We start from the raw sequence: 18,644 nt of genomic DNA, 5'->3' as shown, positions 1-18,644 counted from the left end.
CGGCGATCCGGGCGCCAGGCCCCGCCAGCCTTCGCCGCCGCTTATTTCGCGGCCGGCTCCTCCTCCGGAAGCTTATGCTCCGGATGAGGCTTGACGGTCAGTCCGCCGTCTTCCTCGTCGATGACGAGCATGTAGCCTTTTTTGATCGTGCCCATCAGCAGCTCCTCGGACAGGCGGTCCTCGATGTGCTTCTGGATCGCGCGGCGCAGCGGGCGTGCGCCATACGCCGGATCGAAGCCTTCCTTGGCGAGGAACTCCTTCGCCTTGTCGGTCAGCTCGAAGTCCACCTCCTGCTCGCGCAGCCGCTTGCGCAGCTCGTCGGACATGAGCGTCACGATCTGGGCGATATGCTCCTGATCGAGCGAGTGGAACACGATCGTCTCGTCGATCCGGTTCAGGAACTCCGGACGGAAGCTTTTTTTCAGCTCGCCCATCACTTTGTCCTTCATCTGGTTGAACTCGCGGCCCGCGTCATGGCTCGCCGTGAAGCCGAGCGTCGAGTTGCGCTTGATCTGATCGGCGCCGACGTTGGACGTCATGATGATAAGCGTGTTGCGGAAGTCGACGACGCGGCCTTTGGAGTCGGTCAGACGCCCGTCCTCGAGCACCTGCAGCAGAATGTTGAACACTTCCGGATGCGCCTTCTCGATCTCGTCGAGCAGGACGACGGAGTACGGCTTGCGGCGCACCTTCTCGGTCAGCTGGCCGCCCTCTTCATAACCGACGTATCCCGGAGGCGCTCCGACCAGACGCGACGTCGAATGCTTCTCCATGTACTCCGACATGTCGATGCGAATGACCGCGTTCTCGTCGCCGAACATCGCCTCGGCCAGCGCGCGGGCGAGCTCCGTCTTGCCGACGCCCGTCGGGCCGAGGAAGATGAAGCTGCCCATCGGGCGCTTCGGATCCTTGAGTCCGGCGCGCGAGCGGCGCACGGCGCGGGAGACGGCCTTGACCGCATCGGATTGCCCGATGACGCGGTCGTGCAGGATCTCCTCCATCTTGAGCAAGCGCTGCGTCTCCTCCTCCGCCAGCTTGACGACGGGGATGCCGGTCCAGCCGGCGACGACCTGAGCGATGTCGTCCGGCGTTACTTCGGAATCGGTGCGCCCCTGCTTTTCCTTCCAGCTGTTCTTCGTCGTATCGAGCTCCTCGCGGATCTTCTGCTCGGTATCGCGAAGCGCGGCCGCTTTTTCGAACTCCTGGCTCTGCACGGCGGCGTCCTTCTCCTTGCGCACTTCGTCCAGCCGGCCTTCGAGCTGCTTGAGATCCGGCGGAATCGTGTACGTATGGAGCCTTACCTTGGAGCTCGCCTCGTCGATCAGGTCGATCGCCTTGTCCGGCAGGAAGCGGTCCGTGATGTAGCGGTCCGACAGCTTGACGGCCGCCTCGATCGCCTCGTCGGTAATTTTCACGCGATGATGCGCCTCGTAGCGGTCGCGCAGGCCATGCAGGATCTGGATCGCCTCGTCCGGCGTCGGCTGGTCGACCGTGATCGGCTGGAAGCGGCGCTCGAGCGCGGCGTCCTTCTCGATGTACTTGCGGTATTCGTCCAGCGTCGTGGCGCCGATGCACTGCAGCTCGCCGCGCGCCAGCGCCGGCTTGAGGATGTTGGAGGCGTCGATCGCGCCCTCCGCTCCGCCTGCGCCGATCAGCGTGTGCAGCTCGTCGATGAACAGCACGATGTTGCCGGCCTGGCGGATCTCATCCATGATTTTCTTCAACCGGTCCTCGAACTCGCCGCGGTACTTCGTGCCCGCTACGACCGAGCCCATATCGAGCGTCATGACGCGCTTGTCGCGCAGCGTTTCGGGAATCTCGTTGGCGACGATCTTCTGGGCGAGGCCCTCGGCGATCGCCGTCTTGCCGACGCCGGGCTCGCCGATCAGCACGGGATTGTTCTTCGTGCGGCGGCTGAGCACCTGGATGACGCGCTCGATCTCCTTGCTGCGGCCGATGACCGGATCGAGGTTGTTCTCGCGGGCGGATGCCGTCAGGTCGCGCGCCAGGCCGTCCAGCGTCGGCGTGCTCACGTTCGCCGGAGCGCCGTGATTGCTGGAGACGGCCTCGCTGCTGCCGAGCAGCTGCAGCACCTGCTGGCGCGCCTTGTTGAGGCTGATGCCGAGGTTGTTCAGCACGCGGGCGGCGACGCCCTCGCCCTCGCGGATCAGGCCGAGCAGGATATGCTCCGTGCCGACGTACGTATGGCCGAGCTTGCGGGCTTCGTCCATCGACAGCTCGATGACCTTTTTGGCGCGCGGCGTATAAGCGATGTTGCTCGGCTGCTCCTGCCCGCGTCCGATGAGCGACTCCACCTCGTCCTGGATCTTCTCGAGACCGAGGCCGAGCGCGATCAGCGCCTTGGCGGCGATGCCCTCGCCCTCGCGGATCAGGCCGAGCAGGATGTGCTCCGTGCCGATATTGTTATGTCCAAGCCGCACCGCCTCTTCCTGGGCCAGTGCCAGCACCTTCTGCGCGCGTTCCGTGAATCGTCCAAACATCATTCGTAAGCACCTCCGTCTTGGGATCGGGATGCCAGCTGCCCGCGGATAAGCTCCGCGCGCCGCATGTCCCGCTGCTCCGTATTCATTTTCTCCTCGAATGCCTGCTGCAGGAAGCCCGGCTGCGTCATGACCATCAACTCATTCATAACCTGCGGGGATACGTGGCCAATCAGTCCCAGGTCGATGCCGAGCCGCACGTCGGACAGCCGCTGCGCGGACTCCTTGGAATCCATGATCGCGGCATGCGACAGGATGCCGTAGGAGCGCTTCACGCGGTCCTCCAGGCGGAGCCTGGATTCCTGCAGCAGCCGCTGCCTCGCCGCCTTTTCATGCTCGATGATCTGACGCACGACGCCGTGCAGGTTGTCGATGATCTCGTCCTCGGACTGGCCGAGCGTGATCTGGTTCGAGATCTGGAACAAGTTGCCCAGCGCCTCGCTGCCTTCGCCGTACAGCCCCCTTACCGCCAAGCCGACCTGCGTGATCGCCGACAGAATGCGGTTGATCTGCTGGGTCATGACGAGCGCCGGCAGATGCATCATGACCGACGCCCGGATGCCCGTGCCGACGTTCGTCGGACAACTCGTCAAGAAGCCGCGCTTCTCGTCGAAAGCATATTCCGTTGCCTCTTCATAGATGTCGTCGATCCGGCTGGCAAGCCGCCACGCCTCCTGCACCTGGAAGCCCGGATATAGACATTGAATGCGAAGATGGTCTTCTTCGTTAATCATGATGCTGATCGCCTCGTTGTCGCTGACGACGACGGCTCCCGCTCTCGACTCGCCGGCGAGCGCCGGGCTGATCAGATGCTTCTCCACCAGCACGCGGCGCTCCAGCTCGCTCAGCTCGGCCAGATCGACCGTCTCGAACGTGCCGACGGCATCGAGCTTTCCTTCCTTGGCGACGGCGATCAGCTTGTTCTTGACCTCCGCCGCATGCTGGCCCGTAGCCAGGATCGGGAATGGAAAGCCCTTCAGGTTGCGAGCCACCCGCACCCTGCTGCTGAAAACGATATCGGAGTCCGGGCCTTCGCCCTTCATCCATTCACTCAGCGCGTTTTGCGCAAAGCGGCCTGCTGCCACATCCCATCCTCCTCTCGACTTCGCGAATTCGAGATCGAATCCGCCTCTGCTCCATGCGCTCAGCCGGGCTCGGCGCTCTGCAGCTGCTTCTCCAGCAGTCGAATCTCGTCCCGGAGCTTGGAATCCGCCTCTGCTCCATGCGCTCAGCCGGGCTCGGCGCTCTGCAGCTGCTTCTCCAGCAGTCGAATCTCGTCCCGGAGCTTGGCCGCCGTCTCGAATTCTTCATTCTGGATCGAGCTCTGCATCTCCTGCCGCAGCCGGTCGATTTCGCGCCGGGTCTTGATCCGTCCGCCCGAGCGCTGCGGAATCTTGCCCACATGCGCCGTGCTGCCGTGCACCCGCTTGAACAGCGGATCGAGCCGATCTCCGAAATGCTTGTAGCACGAGCTGCAGCCGAAGCGTCCGAGCTTCTTGAACTGCGGATAGGTCAAGCCGCACTCCTCGCAGCGGGGCGGCGGAGCGGGCGTCTGCCCCTGCAGGCTGCCTTTGCCGGCGGGATCGAAGTCCATCAGCCCCGACAGCAGGCTATGGATCGAAAAGCCGTTCGGCGATCCGGGCAGCCCTTCTCCCCGCTCGCGGGCGCAGGATTCGCAAATATGGAACTCGTTCTTGTCGCCGTTGATGATTTTCGTAAAATGAAGCGTAGCCGGCCTTTTGCCGCATTCCTGACAAAGCATGCCGTCATCCCCTCCTTGCGCTCCCTATTCCTTACCCAAAAGCGAGATCAGCATCGCCTTCAGCAGCCGGGCCCGCAGCTCGTCGCGCTGCGGCAGCTTGACGGCGATCGTCTCTCTGCAGACGGCCGCCCGCAGCAGATTGCCCTCGCGCCTCGAAATGATCGTCGCTTCCTCCAGCTGGTAGATCAGGCCGTCTGCCGCATTTTGGTCGACCTGCGAGCCGATCGTATGATGGATATGGCCATGAATCGCCTTCATCGCCGGCAGCTCGATGCGCTGGATGCGGATATAGCCTCCGCCTCCTCGCTTGCTCTCGACAAGATAGCCCTTTTCGAGCGTGAAGCGCGTGCTGATGACGTAGTTGATCTGGGACGGCACGCAGGAAAACCGGTCCGCAAGCTCGTTGCGCTGGATCTCGACCGCGCCGTCGGGACTTTCCTGCAGCAGCAGCTTCAAGTGCTGCTCCAGGGCATCGGAAATATTTCGCATATCACCAACCTCCCTATGCTGGCACCTGTACGATGAAAAATGGCGGTAAGCCAAAAAGCCAATGCCCGAATTGCATCCCTGTAGCATTCCCCTGAAAGCGTGACGAAACATCCGCTGGTACGAGAAAGCTCCGCTAGCTCGCCGGAATCTGATCCGGAAAGGCGGGGCGCCGCAACTGACTTTGACTTTCTTTGACTTATGACTTAATTATACGCTTTTTCTCTGAAACGTCAAGCGCTCCAGGCAAGGAAGCCGCACGGCGGAAAACCGGCTTGTCCCATGCCTTTTACCAGCTTGGGACAAGTCGTTCCTCTTTATACCTAGAAAAAGTCCATCAAATTCGGCATGCGCGGCTCCATGCGCTCGGCCAAAGCCTTCAGCTCCGCCGCCGGCCCCGTCAGGCCGCCCGCCGCCAAGAGCTCCCGCGGACCGGCGTAGCCGGTGAACAGCGCCGTCCAGCTGCCGATGCCGCCGCGCAGCGCAACTGCCGCAGCGCTCTCGGCAAATGGCGCCCCGTTGTCCGCCGGCTGTCCGGAGAGCTTGCGCAGCGAGCCTTTTCCCCGCTCGTCGACCGCCAGCTCCCAGCTGCCGTCGTTCCATGGCGCATGCTCATCCTCCACGATCATCGTCCACGATCTTGCCGGTCCCGGCAGGAACGGATACGCTTCGATGAACGCCTCCGCATCGACGATCCGCGCCATGAAGTAGGGTTGCACGGCTTGCTCGATGCGCGGATCCGGCAGCAGGAACGGCAGCGGGTCACCTTTGTAGCTTTCGAACTGGACTTGGTCGATCATCGAGTCATGCTGGCCGAAAAAGGTCCAAAGCCCCTCTCTCGCTTCCTCGCTCAAGTAGACAAGCTCATGTACGGTCAGCTTGCGCTCCTTGACCTGGTACAGCGCATAGCCTTCGGCCGCCCCGCCTTCGGAGCGGTAAATCGCCGCATGTCCCGACTTGCGCCGCAGCACCGAGTCGTCCCACCAGTCGGACTCCCGGGAGAGCGCGATTTGAAAGCCGGAGGCATACTCCTCGTAAAGCTCCTGCAAAGACTGCCGGATGTCCGGCTGAGCCGGATCGACCCGCTCGATAAAGCCCGGCGTGAGCTTGCGCGGAGGCAGCTTGTCCCTCGGGATCGTAAACCGGATCCGGTCGGCGCACAGCTCCCAGCCGAAGCGCCGATAGAACCCGATGCTGAACGGAGCGAGCATGGACAGCGTCTGCCCCCGCTCCTTCATCTCTTCCAGCGAACGGCGCAGCAGCTGCGCGATATGGCCCTTCCGGCGCTCCTCCGGCCAGCTCGCGACGGCCGCCACTCCGCCCATGGCGAACTTGCGTCCCTGCACGTATGCCGTCAAGGGCAGGACAAGCACTTGCGAGCGGATCCGCCCTTCCTCGACCGCTACCCACAGCTGCTCAGGCTTTCTTGTCCGATGCGCCCTCTCCAGCTCCTCCGGCGACATGACGTATTGAAAGGCGTACTGGCTCAGCTTCAGATGCTCGTCCATTTCCTCCGGACGCAGCTTGCGAATTTCCATGCTCGCTCCTCCTTTTTTGGTCCATGTTCTTCCTTACGACGAGCCTCATCTGAATATGGCTCTTGCGTTTCGCTGCCTATATGTGTCCGGTCACGCCGGACACGGCATGTCGCCCGTTCCTTCGACTCGGAGCCCGCCGCGCAGCCCGCATCTGTTAATTGGACTCCGAAGCCTCGCAGCCGGCCTCCCGGAACAGCAGATCGAGCAGCGACAGCGCCTGCTCTAGCTTTTCCGGCGGCACGTCCTCGTATCGGTCTCCGATCGACAGCTCGCTGACGCAAGAGGTGGCCGTTTTTTCTTTGACATATCCGACCAAAGCTACTCCCGTCTCCCGAGCGGCCTGCTCGAACAGATCGGCAGCCTGCTGCGCCGGCAGCTCCGCATGGAGATGGAACATGTTCGACACCGGCGTCTCCGGTACGGTGCGAAGTCCCGTCACGCCGTTCAGGCGGCGGGCCAGATCCTTGGCGCCCTCATAATACCGGCTCATCCTCGGCCGACGTAGATCCAGATAGTAGTCGGAGCTGACGATATACGGATAGAGGCTGATTAGATCGCCGCCATGCCGGCGCTTCCACACCTTGGCCTCGGCCGCGAGCTGCGTATCTCCGGCCAGCACCGCGCCCGCGATGCCTCCGAGACCTTTGTAAAAAGAGACGTACACGCTGTCGAACAAGCGGCAGATCTCCGCCTCCGAGCGTCCGTAATACGGAACGATCTCAAACAGGCGCGCCCCGTCCAGATGAAGCGGAATGCCGTTTTCCCGGCACCAGGCCGAGATCGCCTCCAGCTCCTCAAACGGAGGCAGCTGCCCGCCGATTTCCCGCTGCGGCAGCTCAAGCAGCAGGCAGCCGACGTTCCCCATCTCCTGCACGTCCTGCAGCGTGATGAGCCGGTCCGCATCGCCCAGCAGCACCGGCTCGATGCCATGCAGCTCATGCAATCCTTTTTCCTCATGAATCTCCAGATGGCATAGCGGATGGTAAGCCGCCTTGCGAATGCCTTTGCGATCGCACCAGATCCGCAGGGCGATCTGCTGCGCCATCGTACCGCTTGGGAAAAAGACCGCCGCTTCCTTGCCCAGCAGCTTCGCCAGCTTCGTTTGGAAAGCTTCGATCACCTCTCCTTTCCCGTACATGTCGCTTGCCTGGTCGACGTCCATCTCGTCGAAAGCCTGCGTCAGCATCCGCATCGAGCGCTTGCTGCTGCCGGTGACGACATGCGCGGCCTGAGCGAAGCTCTCTGCAAGCCCGTTCGTTGTTCCCATGCTGACTCTCCTTTCAAATTGAAACCCTTGATGCAGGTATACCAGAATCAGACGGCAAGAAGCAAGTATAGCGGTTACATTTCGACCCAATGCAAAAAGCCGCCGCATCCGAAGATGCGGCGGCTCGTGATTGCAAGTGCTTGGCGACGTCCTACTCTCCCAGGACCCTGCGGTCCAAGTACCATCGGCGCTGGAAGGCTTAACGGTCGTGTTCGGGATGGGTACGCGTGGTTCCCTTCCGCCATCGCCACCAAACGTCCTGCTTGCTCAAGGCGTAGGCTTGCGCCCTGAAAACTGGATCGAACGAAATGCCGTGCTGACCGGCTGGTTCTTGCTTGAATAGGATAAGCCCTCGACCGATTAGTACTCGTCAGCTGCACACGTTGCCGCGCTTCCACCTCGAGCCTATCGACCTGGTCGTCTTCCAGGGGTCTTACATACTGGGAAATCTCATCTTGAGGGGGGCTTCGCGCTTAGATGCTTTCAGCGCTTATCCCGTCCGTACGTAGCTACCCAGCGGTGCTCCTGGCGGAACAACTGGTACACCAGCGGTACGTCCATCCCGGTCCTCTCGTACTAAGGACAGCTCCTCTCAAATTTCCTACGCCCACGACAGATAGGGACCGAACTGTCTCACGACGTTCTGAACCCAGCTCGCGTACCGCTTTAATGGGCGAACAGCCCAACCCTTGGGACCTACTTCAGCCCCAGGATGCGATGAGCCGACATCGAGGTGCCAAACCTCCCCGTCGATGTGGACTCTTGGGGGAGATAAGCCTGTTATCCCCAGGGTAGCTTTTATCCGTTGAGCGATGGCCCTTCCATTCGGTACCACCGGATCACTAAGCCCGACTTTCGTCCCTGCTCGACTTGTTGGTCTCGCAGTCAAGCTCCCTTATGCCTTTGCACGCTTCGAATGATTTCCAACCATTCTGAGGGAACCTTTGGGCGCCTCCGTTACATTTTAGGAGGCGACCGCCCCAGTCAAACTGCCCGCCTGACACGGTCCCTTCACCGGCTTCACGGTGACAGGTTAGAACTCCGATACGATCAGGGTGGTATCCCAACGGCGCCTCCACCGAAGCTGGCGCTCCGGCTTCCTAGGCTCCCACCTATCCTGTACAGATCGTACCAAAGTCCAATATCAAGCTGCAGTAAAGCTCCATGGGGTCTTTCCGTCTTGTCGCGGGTAACCTGCATCTTCACAGGTAGTAAAATTTCACCGGATCTCTCGTTGAGACAGCGCCCAAGTCGTTACGCCATTCGTGCGGGTCAGAATTTACCTGACAAGGAATTTCGCTACCTTAGGACCGTTATAGTTACGGCCGCCGTTTACTGGGGCTTCGGTTCACAGCTTCGGGTTACCCCTAACCGCTCCCCTTAACCTTCCAGCACCGGGCAGGCGTCAGCCCGTATACTTCGCCTTACGGCTTCGCACAGACCTGTGTTTTTGCTAAACAGTCGCTTGGGCCTTTTCACTGCGGCCCCCTCGGGCTATTCACCCTACCGAGGCACCCCTTCTCCCGAAGTTACGGGGTCATGTTGCCGAGTTCCTTAACGAGAGTTACTCCGCGCGCCTTAGCATGCTCTGCTCGCCTACCTGTGTCGGTTTGCGGTACGGGCACCTTCGCCTGGCTAGAAGCTTTTCTTGGCAGCCGGAGATCATGACCTTCGGTACTGTAAGTTTCCCTCCCCATCACAGCCCAGCCTTACGGTTTGCGGATTTGCCAACAAACCAGCCTCACTGCTTGGACGGACACATCCATCGGTCCGCGTCACTACCCTTCTGCGTCACTCCATTGCTCATAACGGCTTACGGTGGTACAGGAATATCAACCTGTTGTCCTTCGACTACGCCTTTCGGCCTCGCCTTAGGTCCCGACTTACCCTGAGCGGACGAACCTTCCTCAGGAACCCTTAGGCTTACGGCGGATCAGATTCTCACTGATCTTTTCGTTACTCATACCGGCATTCTCACTTGTGTACCGTCCACCAGTCCTTGCGGTCTGACTTCAACCTATACACAACGCTCCCCTACCCAATGCTGCCAAGCTTGCGCTTGCAGCTTTGCCATAGCTTCGGTGGTGTGTTTAGCCCCGTTACATTTTCGGCGCAGAGTCACTCGACCAGTGAGCTATTACGCACTCTTTAAATGGTGGCTGCTTCTAAGCCAACATCCTGGTTGTCTGGGCAACTCCACATCCTTTCCCACTTAACACACACTTGGGGACCTTAGCTGATGATCTGGGCTGTTTCCCTCTTGACGATGGATCTTAGCACTCACCGTCTGACTCCCGGTTATACATGACTGGCATTCGGAGTTTGACTGGACTTGGTAACCCTTGGCGGGCCCCGCACCCAATCAGTGCTCTACCTCCAGCATGCTCAACACCGAGGCTAGCCCTAAAGCTATTTCGGGGAGAACCAGCTATTTCCGAGTTCGATTGGAATTTCTCCGCTACCCCCACCTCATCCCCGAATTTTTCAACATTCGTGGGTTCGGGCCTCCAGTGCGTGTTACCGCACCTTCACCCTGGACAGGGGTAGATCACCCGGTTTCGGGTCTACACCCACGTACTCAAGCGCCCTATTCAGACTCGCTTTCGCTGCGGCTCCGTCTTCCCGACTTAACCTTGCACGTGAACGTAACTCGCCGGTTCATTCTACAAAAGGCACGCCATCACCCCTATAACGGGCTCTGACTTTTTGTAAGCGCACGGTTTCAGGTTCTATTTCACTCCGCTCCCGCGGTGCTTTTCACCTTTCCCTCACGGTACTGCTTCACTATCGGTCGCCAGAGAGTATTTAGCCTTGGCAGATGGTCCTGCCGGATTCCCACGAGGTTTCACGTGTCTCGCGGTACTCGGGATCCGTCTCGGAGGGAGCAGGCTTTGAGCTACAGGGCTTTTACCTGCTATGGCGGGCCTTTCCAGACCTCTTCGCCTAACCTGCTCCTTTGTAACTCCGTGTGAGACGTCCCACAACCCCAGGAGGCAAGCCCCCTGGTTTGGGCTAATCCGCGTTCGCTCGCCGCTACTGACGGAATCACTATTGTTTTCTCTTCCTCAGGGTACTTAGATGTTTCAGTTCCCCTGGTATGCCTCACGCAGCGCTATGAATTCACGCTGCAGTAACTGGGCATTACCCCAGCTGGGTTTCCCCATTCGGAAATCCCCGGATCAACGCTTGCTTACAGCTCCCCGAGGCCTATCGTGGTTCGCCACGTCCTTCATCGGCTTCTGGCGCCTAGGCATCCTCCGTGCGCTCTTAGTAGCTTAACCATCACCGATCCGAAGACCGGCGTCAGCTAAGAAACAGCTATCGGATGTTTCAGCATTTCATTTCGTTCGTATCCAGTTTTCAAGGAACAAGATTGATGGTGGTTGCATGGTGGAGCCAAGGAGGATCGAACTCCTGACCTCCTGCTTGCAAGGCAGGCGCTCTCCCAGCTGAGCTATGGCCCCAGGCAAATTCCATCAAAGCTGAACAAATGAGGACAAGCCAGTCCTTTTGCAGAACCTTACATTCGACGTTTTTGAAACCCGAGGGTTTCGTAGGGCATCTGGCGATGCCCCAGATTTCGAAAGTCCGTTGCAGGAAGCAAGCGGATGCTTTCGATTTGAATGCTTCCGTTGCAGGAAGCGATTCTCCATAGAAAGGAGGTGATCCAGCCGCACCTTCCGATACGGCTACCTTGTTACGACTTCACCCCAATCATCTACCCCACCTTCGGCGGCTGGCTCCCTTGCGGGTTACCCCACCGACTTCGGGTGTTGTAAACTCTCGTGGTGTGACGGGCGGTGTGTACAAGACCCGGGAACGTATTCACCGCGGCATGCTGATCCGCGATTACTAGCAATTCCGACTTCATGCAGGCGAGTTGCAGCCTGCAATCCGAACTGAGACCGGCTTTTAAGGATTGGCTCCGCCTCGCGGCTTCGCGGCCCGTTGTACCGGCCATTGTAGTACGTGTGTAGCCCAGGTCATAAGGGGCATGATGATTTGACGTCATCCCCGCCTTCCTCCGGTTTGTCACCGGCAGTCAATTCAGAGTGCCCACCCTTACGTGCTGGCAACTGAATTCAAGGGTTGCGCTCGTTGCGGGACTTAACCCAACATCTCACGACACGAGCTGACGACAACCATGCACCACCTGTCTCCTCTGTCCCGAAGGCCGCCGCTATCTCTAGCGGATTCAGAGGGATGTCAAGACCTGGTAAGGTTCTTCGCGTTGCTTCGAATTAAACCACATACTCCACTGCTTGTGCGGGTCCCCGTCAATTCCTTTGAGTTTCACTCTTGCGAGCGTACTCCCCAGGCGGAATGCTTATTGTGTTAACTTCGGCACCAAGGGTATCGAAACCCCTAACACCTAGCATTCATCGTTTACGGCGTGGACTACCAGGGTATCTAATCCTGTTTGCTCCCCACGCTTTCGCGCCTCAGCGTCAGTTACAGCCCAGAAAGTCGCCTTCGCCACTGGTGTTCCTCCACATCTCTACGCATTTCACCGCTACACGTGGAATTCCACTTTCCTCTTCTGCACTCAAGCCTTGCAGTTTCCCGTGCGACTTGGGGTTGAGCCCCAAGATTAAACACCGGACTTACAAAGCCGCCTGCGCGCGCTTTACGCCCAATAATTCCGGACAACGCTTGCCCCCTACGTATTACCGCGGCTGCTGGCACGTAGTTAGCCGGGGCTTTCTTCTCAGGTACCGTCACCTTGGGAGCAGTTACTCTCCCAAGCGTTCTTCCCTGGCAACAGAGCTTTACGACCCGAAGGCCTTCCTCACTCACGCGGCGTTGCTCCGTCAGACTTTCGTCCATTGCGGAAGATTCCCTACTGCTGCCTCCCGTAGGAGTCTGGGCCGTGTCTCAGTCCCAGTGTGGCCGATCACCCTCTCAGGTCGGCTACGCATCGTCGCCTTGGTGAGCCGTTACCTCACCAACTAGCTAATGCGCCGCAGGCCCATCCCCGAGTAACAGATTGCTCCGTCTTTCCCGATCTCCCCAGGAGGGAAGACCGCGTATCTGGTATTAGCATCCGTTTCCGGAGGTTATCCCAGTCTCGAGGGCAGGTTGCCTACGTGTTACTCACCCGTCCGCCGCTAACCTCACCCCGAAGGATGAAGTCCGCTCGACTTGCATGTATTAGGCACGCCGCCAGCGTTCGTCCTGAGCCAGGATCAAACTCTCCATAAAGGTAGTTCGATGACTCATGGTTAAAACGTTGTCGAATGTATAGCTTGTTCATTTGTTCAGTTTTCAAAGAACTTGTCGGTCACAAGGTGATACTTTATCATGCGAAGCATCTCTTGTCAACAGCTTGTCTTTCTTTTCGATTCGTTTCGCTGTTTTTCAACCGCGCCGCCGAAGCGACAAGAAGTAATATACCACATACGCCAAAATGAATGCAAGGGTTTTTTCAAAAAAACTTTGGATGCTTGAAAAGGGCAGGACGAAAGCCGAAAAAGGCCGGCAGCTCCAGGCTGCCGGCCCTTCCTTTCCGACCCGATCCAACCAGCCGCCGCCTAGTCCTCGAATCCGAGCAGCCGCCGCAGCTCCTGCTCGTCCTCGATGATCTCGATGCCGAGATCCCGTGCCTTGACGAGCTTGCTGCCCGCGCTTTCGCCGGCGATGACGAAGTCCGTCTTCTTGGAGACGCTGCCCGACACCTTGGCGCCAAGCTGCTCCAGCCGCTTGCCGGCCTCGTCCCGCGTCATCGTGGACAGCGTGCCGGTCAAGACGACCGTCTTGCCGCTGAAGGGACTTGCGGCCGCCTCGGCCGCGAGAGCGGGACGGTCGGCCTCCGCCCGCACGCCCTTCTCCCGCATCCGCCGGATGCTCTCCTGGATGATCGGCTCCTGGAAAAACGCCGTGATGCTCTCGGCGACGATGCCGCCGACATCCGGCAGCTCTGTCAGCTCCTCGGCCGGAGCCGCCATGATCGCGTCCAGGCTGCCGTAATGGTCGGCGAGCATGCGCGTCGTCGCCTTGCCCGTATTCGGAATGCCGAGTCCGTTCAGGAACGAGGCGAGATCGCGCCCTTTGGACTTCTCGAGCGCGTCCAGCAGGTTGCGCGCCTTTTTGTCCCCGAAGCGCTCCAGCCCGATCAGATCGTCGTAGCCGAGGTCGTACAGGTCGGCCGGATCGCTCACGCGTCCGCTCTCGTAGAGCTGATCGGCCGTCATGACGCTGAACGTCTCGATGTCCATCGCGTCGCGCGAGGCGAAATGCGTGATGCGCGCGATGATCTGCGGCTTGCAGCCGAGCCGGTTGTCGCAGAACAGATGCGCTCCGCGCTGCACGAGCGGCGTGCCGCAGGCCGGGCAGCGGTCCGGATAGACGATCTCCTCGCCCTGCTCGTCTTCGTCGGCCTTGCCGAGAATCTCGGGAATGACGTCGTTGGAGCGGCGGATGAACACGCGCGTGCCGAGCGCGTGCTTCAGTCCCTTGCGCTCGATGTCGCCGGTATTGTTGAGCGTGCAGTTCTGCACCGTGACGCCGGCGAGCTCCACCGGCTCGACGCGCGCGAGCGGCGTCACCTTGCCGGTGCGGCCGACGTTCCAGGAGACAGACTCCAGCACGGTCGTGCTCTCCTCCGCTTCGAACTTGAAGGCGACCGCCCAGCGCGGAAACTTGTCCGTATAGCCGATCGCCGCGCGCGTGCGCATGTCGGTGACCTTGACGACCGCGCCGTCGATCAGGTAATCGAACTCGGGCCGCTTGACGGCGATATGATGCAGCTCCGCGATCACGTCCTCGATGTCGCTGAAGTAGGCGAGGTACGGATTGACCTTGAAGCGGCTGTCGCGGAGAAAGGCGATCATCTCTTCATGGGTAGCGAATTCCAGCTCGTCGGCATAGCCGATATTATAGAAGAACGCGTCCAGCCGCCGCTCCGCGGTCACCTTGGGATTAAGGTTGCGCAGCGCTCCGGCCGCGCCGTTGCGGGCGTTTTTGAGCGGCTCGGGCGCCGTCCTGTTGTACGCCTCCAGCACGGACAGGAACATCATCCCCTCGCCCTGCACCTCGATCAGCCCGTCCCGGTACGGAATCGTCAGCGGAATCGAACGGATCGTCTTGACCTGCGCCAGGATGCTCTCGCCGACCGTGCCGTTGCCGCGCGTCGCCGCCTGCACCAGCTGTCCGCCTTCGTAGGTCAGGTTGAGCGTCAGGCCGTCGAACTTCAGCTCGACGACGTAGGCCGGATCCGGCAGCGGCTCCTCGTCGGGATGCTTGGCGTTGTAGTCGCCGATCGCCCGCAGCAGCCGCTGATTCCAGGCTCGGACGCCCTCTTCGTCCTTGGCTTTGTCGAGGCTCCAGAGGCGCGCGCGGTGGCGATGCGGCTCGAAGCCCTTGAGCACGTCCCCGCCGACGCGCAGCGAGGGCGACTCCGGCAGCACGACGCCGCTCTCCTGCTCCAGCCGGAGCAGCTCGTCGTAGAGCCGGTCGTACTCCGCGTCGCTGATGACCGGCTTGTCGAGCGTATAGTAGTTGTAGTTATGTACGGCAAGCTCTCCGGCGAGCTCGCGCATGCGCTCGATGGCCGCAGGGTCTGCTCCTGCCTTGAGCTCCTCCTGCTGCTCCGTGCGGTTGTCCACTCGTCATCCCGTCCTTCGTCGAAAAAATAAATCATGATATCGGCTGTGAAGCAGGCTTCCTTACCAGTCTATACCAACGGCTGCGGATGCAACCGTGCCCGGGCGCTGAACCGTTCAGAACCCGGGCACGGATGCGATGCCGTATGAATATGGACAGGCCTAGCTAAGGGATGAGTACAGGATCAGCCGTCGACCTTCTCGACCGGCGCGAAGCTGGCGAGCAGCTTCTTGAGGCCGGTCGGCGCCGGAAAGGCGATCTGGATCTCCGTGTCGTTGCCGGCCCCCTTGACCGACACGATCGTTCCGACTCCCCATTTCTTGTGGGAGACCTTGTCGCCGGCGACGAAGCTGCGGGCTGCGTCGCCGATGCCCGCAGCAGGAGCGCCCGGCGTGCTGACCCGCACGCTGCTGCCGCCTGCGGCGGAGCCGGCCGCGGGGGACCCGGCCGGGCGTCCGTAGCGCGAAGCGCCGGAGCCGTAGGCCGGCGCGGAGGCGCCTGCGGAGCTGCCGCCGCGGTAGCCGAAGCCTCCGGCTCCGCCGGCAGCGCCGCCGTACCGCCCGCCGCCGCCGATCGTGCGGCCGGGCGAGGCGATCTCTTTGACTTCGTCCGGGATCTCCTTGAGGAAGCGGGACGGAGGGTTGCTGCTCGTGCGGCCGAACAGCGTGCGCATGCGGGCGCAGGTCAGGAACAGCCGCTGCTCGGCGCGCGTGATGCCGACGTAGGCGAGGCGCCTTTCCTCCTCGAGCTCCTCGTTGTCGGTGAAGGCTCGGCTATGCGGGAAGACGCCCTCCTCGCAGCCGATGATGAAGACGACCGGGAACTCCAGTCCCTTGGCGCTGTGCATCGTCATGAGGATGACCGCGTCCGCCGGAGCGTCGTCCTTGTCGACCGAATCGATGTCGGCGATGAGCGCGAGGTCGGTCAGGAACGAGACGAGCGACTTGTCGTCGTTGCGCTGCTCGAACTCCTGCGTGACGGACAGGAACTCCTCGATGTTCTCGATGCGGGCCTTGGACTCGAGCGTGTTCTCCCGGTGCAGCTCCATCGTGTACTCCGACAGCTCCAGCACCTTCTCGGTCAGCTCGGTGACGGACAGGTAGTCGCGCATCGCCTCGAGGCTGGAGATCATCGAGCGGAACGACTCCAGCAAGGAGCGGGTGCGCCCGTTGATCTCGACGCCGTTCAGGTCGCCGAGCACCTGGTAGATGGACGTCCCGCGCCGGCCCGCCTCCTCGGCGAGCTTGGCGACGGTCGTGTCGCCGATGCCGCGCTTGGGCACGTTGATGATGCGCTCCAGGCTGATGTCGTCGTCCGGGTTGGAGACGAGCCGCAGGTAGCCGAGCAGGTCCTTGATCTCCTTGCGGTCGTAGAACTTGATGCCGCCGACGATCTGGTACGGGATGTCCGACTTGATGAGGATCTCCTCGATGACGCGCGACTGGGCGTTCGTCCGGTACAGGATCGCGTGGTCGGAATAGTTGCGCCCGCCGTTCCGGCCCGAGCGGATCTCGCCCGTGACGAAGTAGCCCTCGTCATGCTCGGACTCGGCCTGGTACAGCGTGATGCTGTCGCCGGCGCCGCGCTCGGTCCAGAGCCGCTTGTCCTTGCGCCCGGTGTTCTGGCCGATGACCGCGTTCGCCGCGTTCAGGATGTTGGAGGTGGAGCGGTAGTTCTGCTCCAGCAGGATCGTGCGCGCCTCCGGGTAGTCCTCCTCAAAGTTGAGGATGTTGGTGATGTCCGCTCCGCGCCAGCGGTAGATCGACTGGTCGCTGTCGCCGACGACGCAGATGTTGTGATGCTTGTCGGCCAGCATGCGGCAAAGCATGTACTGGGCGCGGTTCGTATCCTGGTACTCGTCGACATGCAGGTAGCGGAACTTGTTTTGGTAGAAGTCGAGCACCTCGGGCACGTCCTGGAACAGCTGGATCGTGCTCATGATGAGGTCATCGAAGTCGAGCGAGTTGTTGCTGCGCAGCCGCTTCTGGTACATCTTGTAGACGTCGGAGACGACTTTGTTGAAGTAGTCGGCGCCGGCCTTCTGCTCGAAGCGCGCCGGATCGATCAGCTCGTTCTTGGCGCTGCTGATGACGGACTGCACCGCCTTGGGCTCGAACTTCTTGGTGTCGAGGTTGAGGTCCTTCATGCAGCCGCGGATGACCGACAGCTGGTCGCCGGAGTCGAGGATCGAGAAGTTGGAGGTGAAGCCGATCCGGTCGATGTCCTTGCGCAGGATGCGCACGCACATGGAGTGGAACGTCGACACCCAGATGTCGCTGCCGGAAGGTCCGACGAGCTTGGACACGCGGTCGCGCATCTCGCGGGCGGCCTTGTTGGTGAACGTGATCGCCAGGATGCTCCACGGCGCCACGCGCCGCTTCTCGATCAGCCAGGCGATGCGGTGCGTCAGGACGCGCGTCTTGCCCGAGCCGGCGCCGGCCATGATCAGGAGCGGCCCGTCGGTCGCCTGCACCGCCTCGCGCTGCGGCGGGTTGAGCTTGGCCACCGCCTCTTCGATGCCTATCGGATTCATCATCATAGGTAAGTTGATCTCCTTGTTCGCCTTGTGTTCGCTTCTTTCAGTCTAGGGCAACGAGGCCAGCCGTGTCAATCGGCTGGAACGGTTTCCCGCACCGCCGCCACCGTCGCCAAAGCGGCCTCCGGATCGGCGTACAGCACGTTGCCGACGACGACGGTCGACGCGATCCGCGCGGCCTCGGCCGCGCGCTCCGGCCCGTCGATGCCGCCGCCGTAGACGAGCCGGGCGCCGGACAGCGCCCGCTTGACCCGCCGCAGCAGCGCCATGTCGCCGAAGCGGCCGCTGTACTCCACATACAGCAGCGGCAGCCGCAGCAGCCGGTCGGCAAGCCGCGCATAGGCGGCCGCCTGCAGCTCCGTGAGCGAGGCGTCCGCCCCGCTCACCTTGGCCGCCTCGCAATCCGGGTTGAGGATGAGGTAGCCTTCCGCCCATGTTTTGTCCCAAGGAATGAGGCCGCCCCACTCCTCCAGCGCCTGCGCCTGGCGCCCGGTGATCCAGCTCCCGTCCGGCGTGTTGAGCACGACCGGGACGAGATAGGCGTCGAAGCCGGGCATCGCCAGCTCCGGACGCGTCACCTCCAGCGCCACCGGCATCGGAGCGGCGGCGAGCCGCTCGAGCAGCGCCGCGGTGTTGTCATAGGTGAGGCCGCTCGAGCCGCCGACCAGGATCGCGTCCGTGCCGGAAGCCAGCACGGCGTCCAGCTCCCGCTGCCCGAGCCCGCGGTCCGGATCGAGCTTGAACACATGCCGCCAGCCCTCCATCGCTTCCGTCATAACCGCCTTCTCTCCCGTCTGTCGCGAAGTCTGTTTTTCCAGTCTAGACAAGGGCCTCCGCGGTGTCAACGCAAGCCGGCGCGCGAGCCTGGAGCGGGCTGCATGCAAGGGCCGGAGCCTGTTTCAAAGCAGGCGCCTCGTTGGTAAGGGTGGATACGACAATCGACGAACCGGCC

At 61.3% G+C, this 18,644-nt stretch carries 9 protein-coding genes, 1 tRNA gene and 3 rRNA genes; all 13 read right to left on the bottom strand.

Annotated elements, in window-relative coordinates; genetic code table 11:
• Positions 1-41: 41 nt before the first annotated feature.
• The 13 genes from clpC to NYE40_RS03030 all read right to left on the bottom strand — a co-directional run bounded on the left by clpC (position 42) and on the right by NYE40_RS03030 (position 18,468).
• Positions 42-2,504, bottom strand: a complete 2,463-nt coding sequence (gene clpC / locus NYE40_RS03090; protein ID WP_028598167.1) for an ATP-dependent protease ATP-binding subunit ClpC — start codon at positions 2,502-2,504, stop codon at positions 42-44.
• The gene (locus NYE40_RS03085) at positions 2,501-3,586 is read right to left on the bottom strand and encodes a protein arginine kinase (protein ID WP_028598166.1); all 1,086 of its coding nucleotides are present in this window, start codon (positions 3,584-3,586) and stop codon (positions 2,501-2,503) included. Before NYE40_RS03085 ends, clpC begins: the two co-directional genes overlap by 4 nt.
• A gap of 143 nt (positions 3,587-3,729) precedes the next feature.
• Positions 3,730-4,263: a UvrB/UvrC motif-containing protein gene (locus NYE40_RS03080; protein WP_028598165.1), complete on the bottom strand. Its 534-nt coding sequence runs from the start codon at positions 4,261-4,263 to the stop codon at positions 3,730-3,732.
• 24 nt (positions 4,264-4,287) lie between these two features.
• The gene (locus tag NYE40_RS03075) at positions 4,288-4,752 is read right to left on the bottom strand and encodes a CtsR family transcriptional regulator (RefSeq protein ID WP_028598164.1); all 465 of its coding nucleotides are present in this window, start codon (positions 4,750-4,752) and stop codon (positions 4,288-4,290) included.
• 320 nt (positions 4,753-5,072) lie between these two features.
• Positions 5,073-6,287, bottom strand: coding sequence for a GNAT family N-acetyltransferase (locus tag NYE40_RS03070; protein WP_028598163.1), 1,215 nt, complete (start codon positions 6,285-6,287; stop codon positions 5,073-5,075).
• Positions 6,288-6,441: 154 nt separating this feature from the next.
• Positions 6,442-7,554 carry a beta-eliminating lyase-related protein gene (locus NYE40_RS03065; protein WP_028598162.1) on the bottom strand — a complete coding sequence of 371 codons (1,113 nt, stop codon included), beginning with the start codon at positions 7,552-7,554 and terminating at the stop codon, positions 6,442-6,444.
• Positions 7,555-7,692: 138 nt separating this feature from the next.
• A 5S ribosomal RNA gene (gene rrf / locus NYE40_RS03060) occupies positions 7,693-7,809 on the bottom strand.
• 85 nt (positions 7,810-7,894) lie between these two features.
• Positions 7,895-10,835: ribosomal RNA gene (locus tag NYE40_RS03055) — 23S ribosomal RNA — on the bottom strand.
• Positions 10,836-10,942: 107 nt separating this feature from the next.
• Positions 10,943-11,018: transfer RNA gene (locus tag NYE40_RS03050), tRNA-Ala, on the bottom strand.
• 191 nt (positions 11,019-11,209) lie between these two features.
• Positions 11,210-12,756, bottom strand: a 16S ribosomal RNA gene (locus NYE40_RS03045).
• The 16S, 23S and 5S rRNA genes sit together here with 1 tRNA gene alongside, the layout of an rRNA operon.
• A 329-nt stretch (positions 12,757-13,085) precedes the next feature.
• The gene (ligA, locus tag NYE40_RS03040; protein ID WP_339280009.1) at positions 13,086-15,092 is read right to left on the bottom strand and encodes an NAD-dependent DNA ligase LigA; all 2,007 of its coding nucleotides are present in this window, start codon (positions 15,090-15,092) and stop codon (positions 13,086-13,088) included.
• Positions 15,093-15,340: 248 nt separating this feature from the next.
• Positions 15,341-17,692, bottom strand: a complete 2,352-nt coding sequence (pcrA, locus tag NYE40_RS03035) for a DNA helicase PcrA (protein WP_153784646.1) — start codon at positions 17,690-17,692, stop codon at positions 15,341-15,343.
• Positions 17,693-17,763: 71 nt separating this feature from the next.
• Positions 17,764-18,468: a heptaprenylglyceryl phosphate synthase gene (locus NYE40_RS03030; protein WP_028597931.1), complete on the bottom strand. Its 705-nt coding sequence runs from the start codon at positions 18,466-18,468 to the stop codon at positions 17,764-17,766.
• Positions 18,469-18,644: the final 176 nt, after the last annotated feature.

This window comes from Paenibacillus sp. FSL W8-1187 (genome assembly GCF_037965485.1).
GTDB lineage: Bacteria > Bacillota > Bacilli > Paenibacillales > Paenibacillaceae > Paenibacillus_O > Paenibacillus_O pasadenensis.
The sequence above is the reverse complement of the archived record's forward strand: the minus strand, read 5'-3'. Positions and strand labels throughout refer to the sequence as shown.

Coding starts and splice junctions, on each gene's coding strand:
- clpC (WP_028598167.1), bottom strand. CDS start 2,504: ATGATGTTTGGACGATTCACGGAACGCGCGCAGAAGGTGCTGGCACTG.
- NYE40_RS03080 (WP_028598165.1), bottom strand. CDS start 4,263: ATGCTTTGTCAGGAATGCGGCAAAAGGCCGGCTACGCTTCATTTTACG.
- NYE40_RS03075 (WP_028598164.1), bottom strand. CDS start 4,752: ATGCGAAATATTTCCGATGCCCTGGAGCAGCACTTGAAGCTGCTGCTG.
- NYE40_RS03070 (WP_028598163.1), bottom strand. CDS start 6,287: ATGGAAATTCGCAAGCTGCGTCCGGAGGAAATGGACGAGCATCTGAAG.
- NYE40_RS03065 (WP_028598162.1), bottom strand. CDS start 7,554: ATGGGAACAACGAACGGGCTTGCAGAGAGCTTCGCTCAGGCCGCGCAT.
- ligA (WP_339280009.1), bottom strand. CDS start 15,092: ATGCGCGAGCTCGCCGGAGAGCTTGCCGTACATAACTACAACTACTAT.
- pcrA (WP_153784646.1), bottom strand. CDS start 17,692: ATGATGAATCCGATAGGCATCGAAGAGGCGGTGGCCAAGCTCAACCCG.
- NYE40_RS03030 (WP_028597931.1), bottom strand. CDS start 18,468: ATGACGGAAGCGATGGAGGGCTGGCGGCATGTGTTCAAGCTCGATCCG.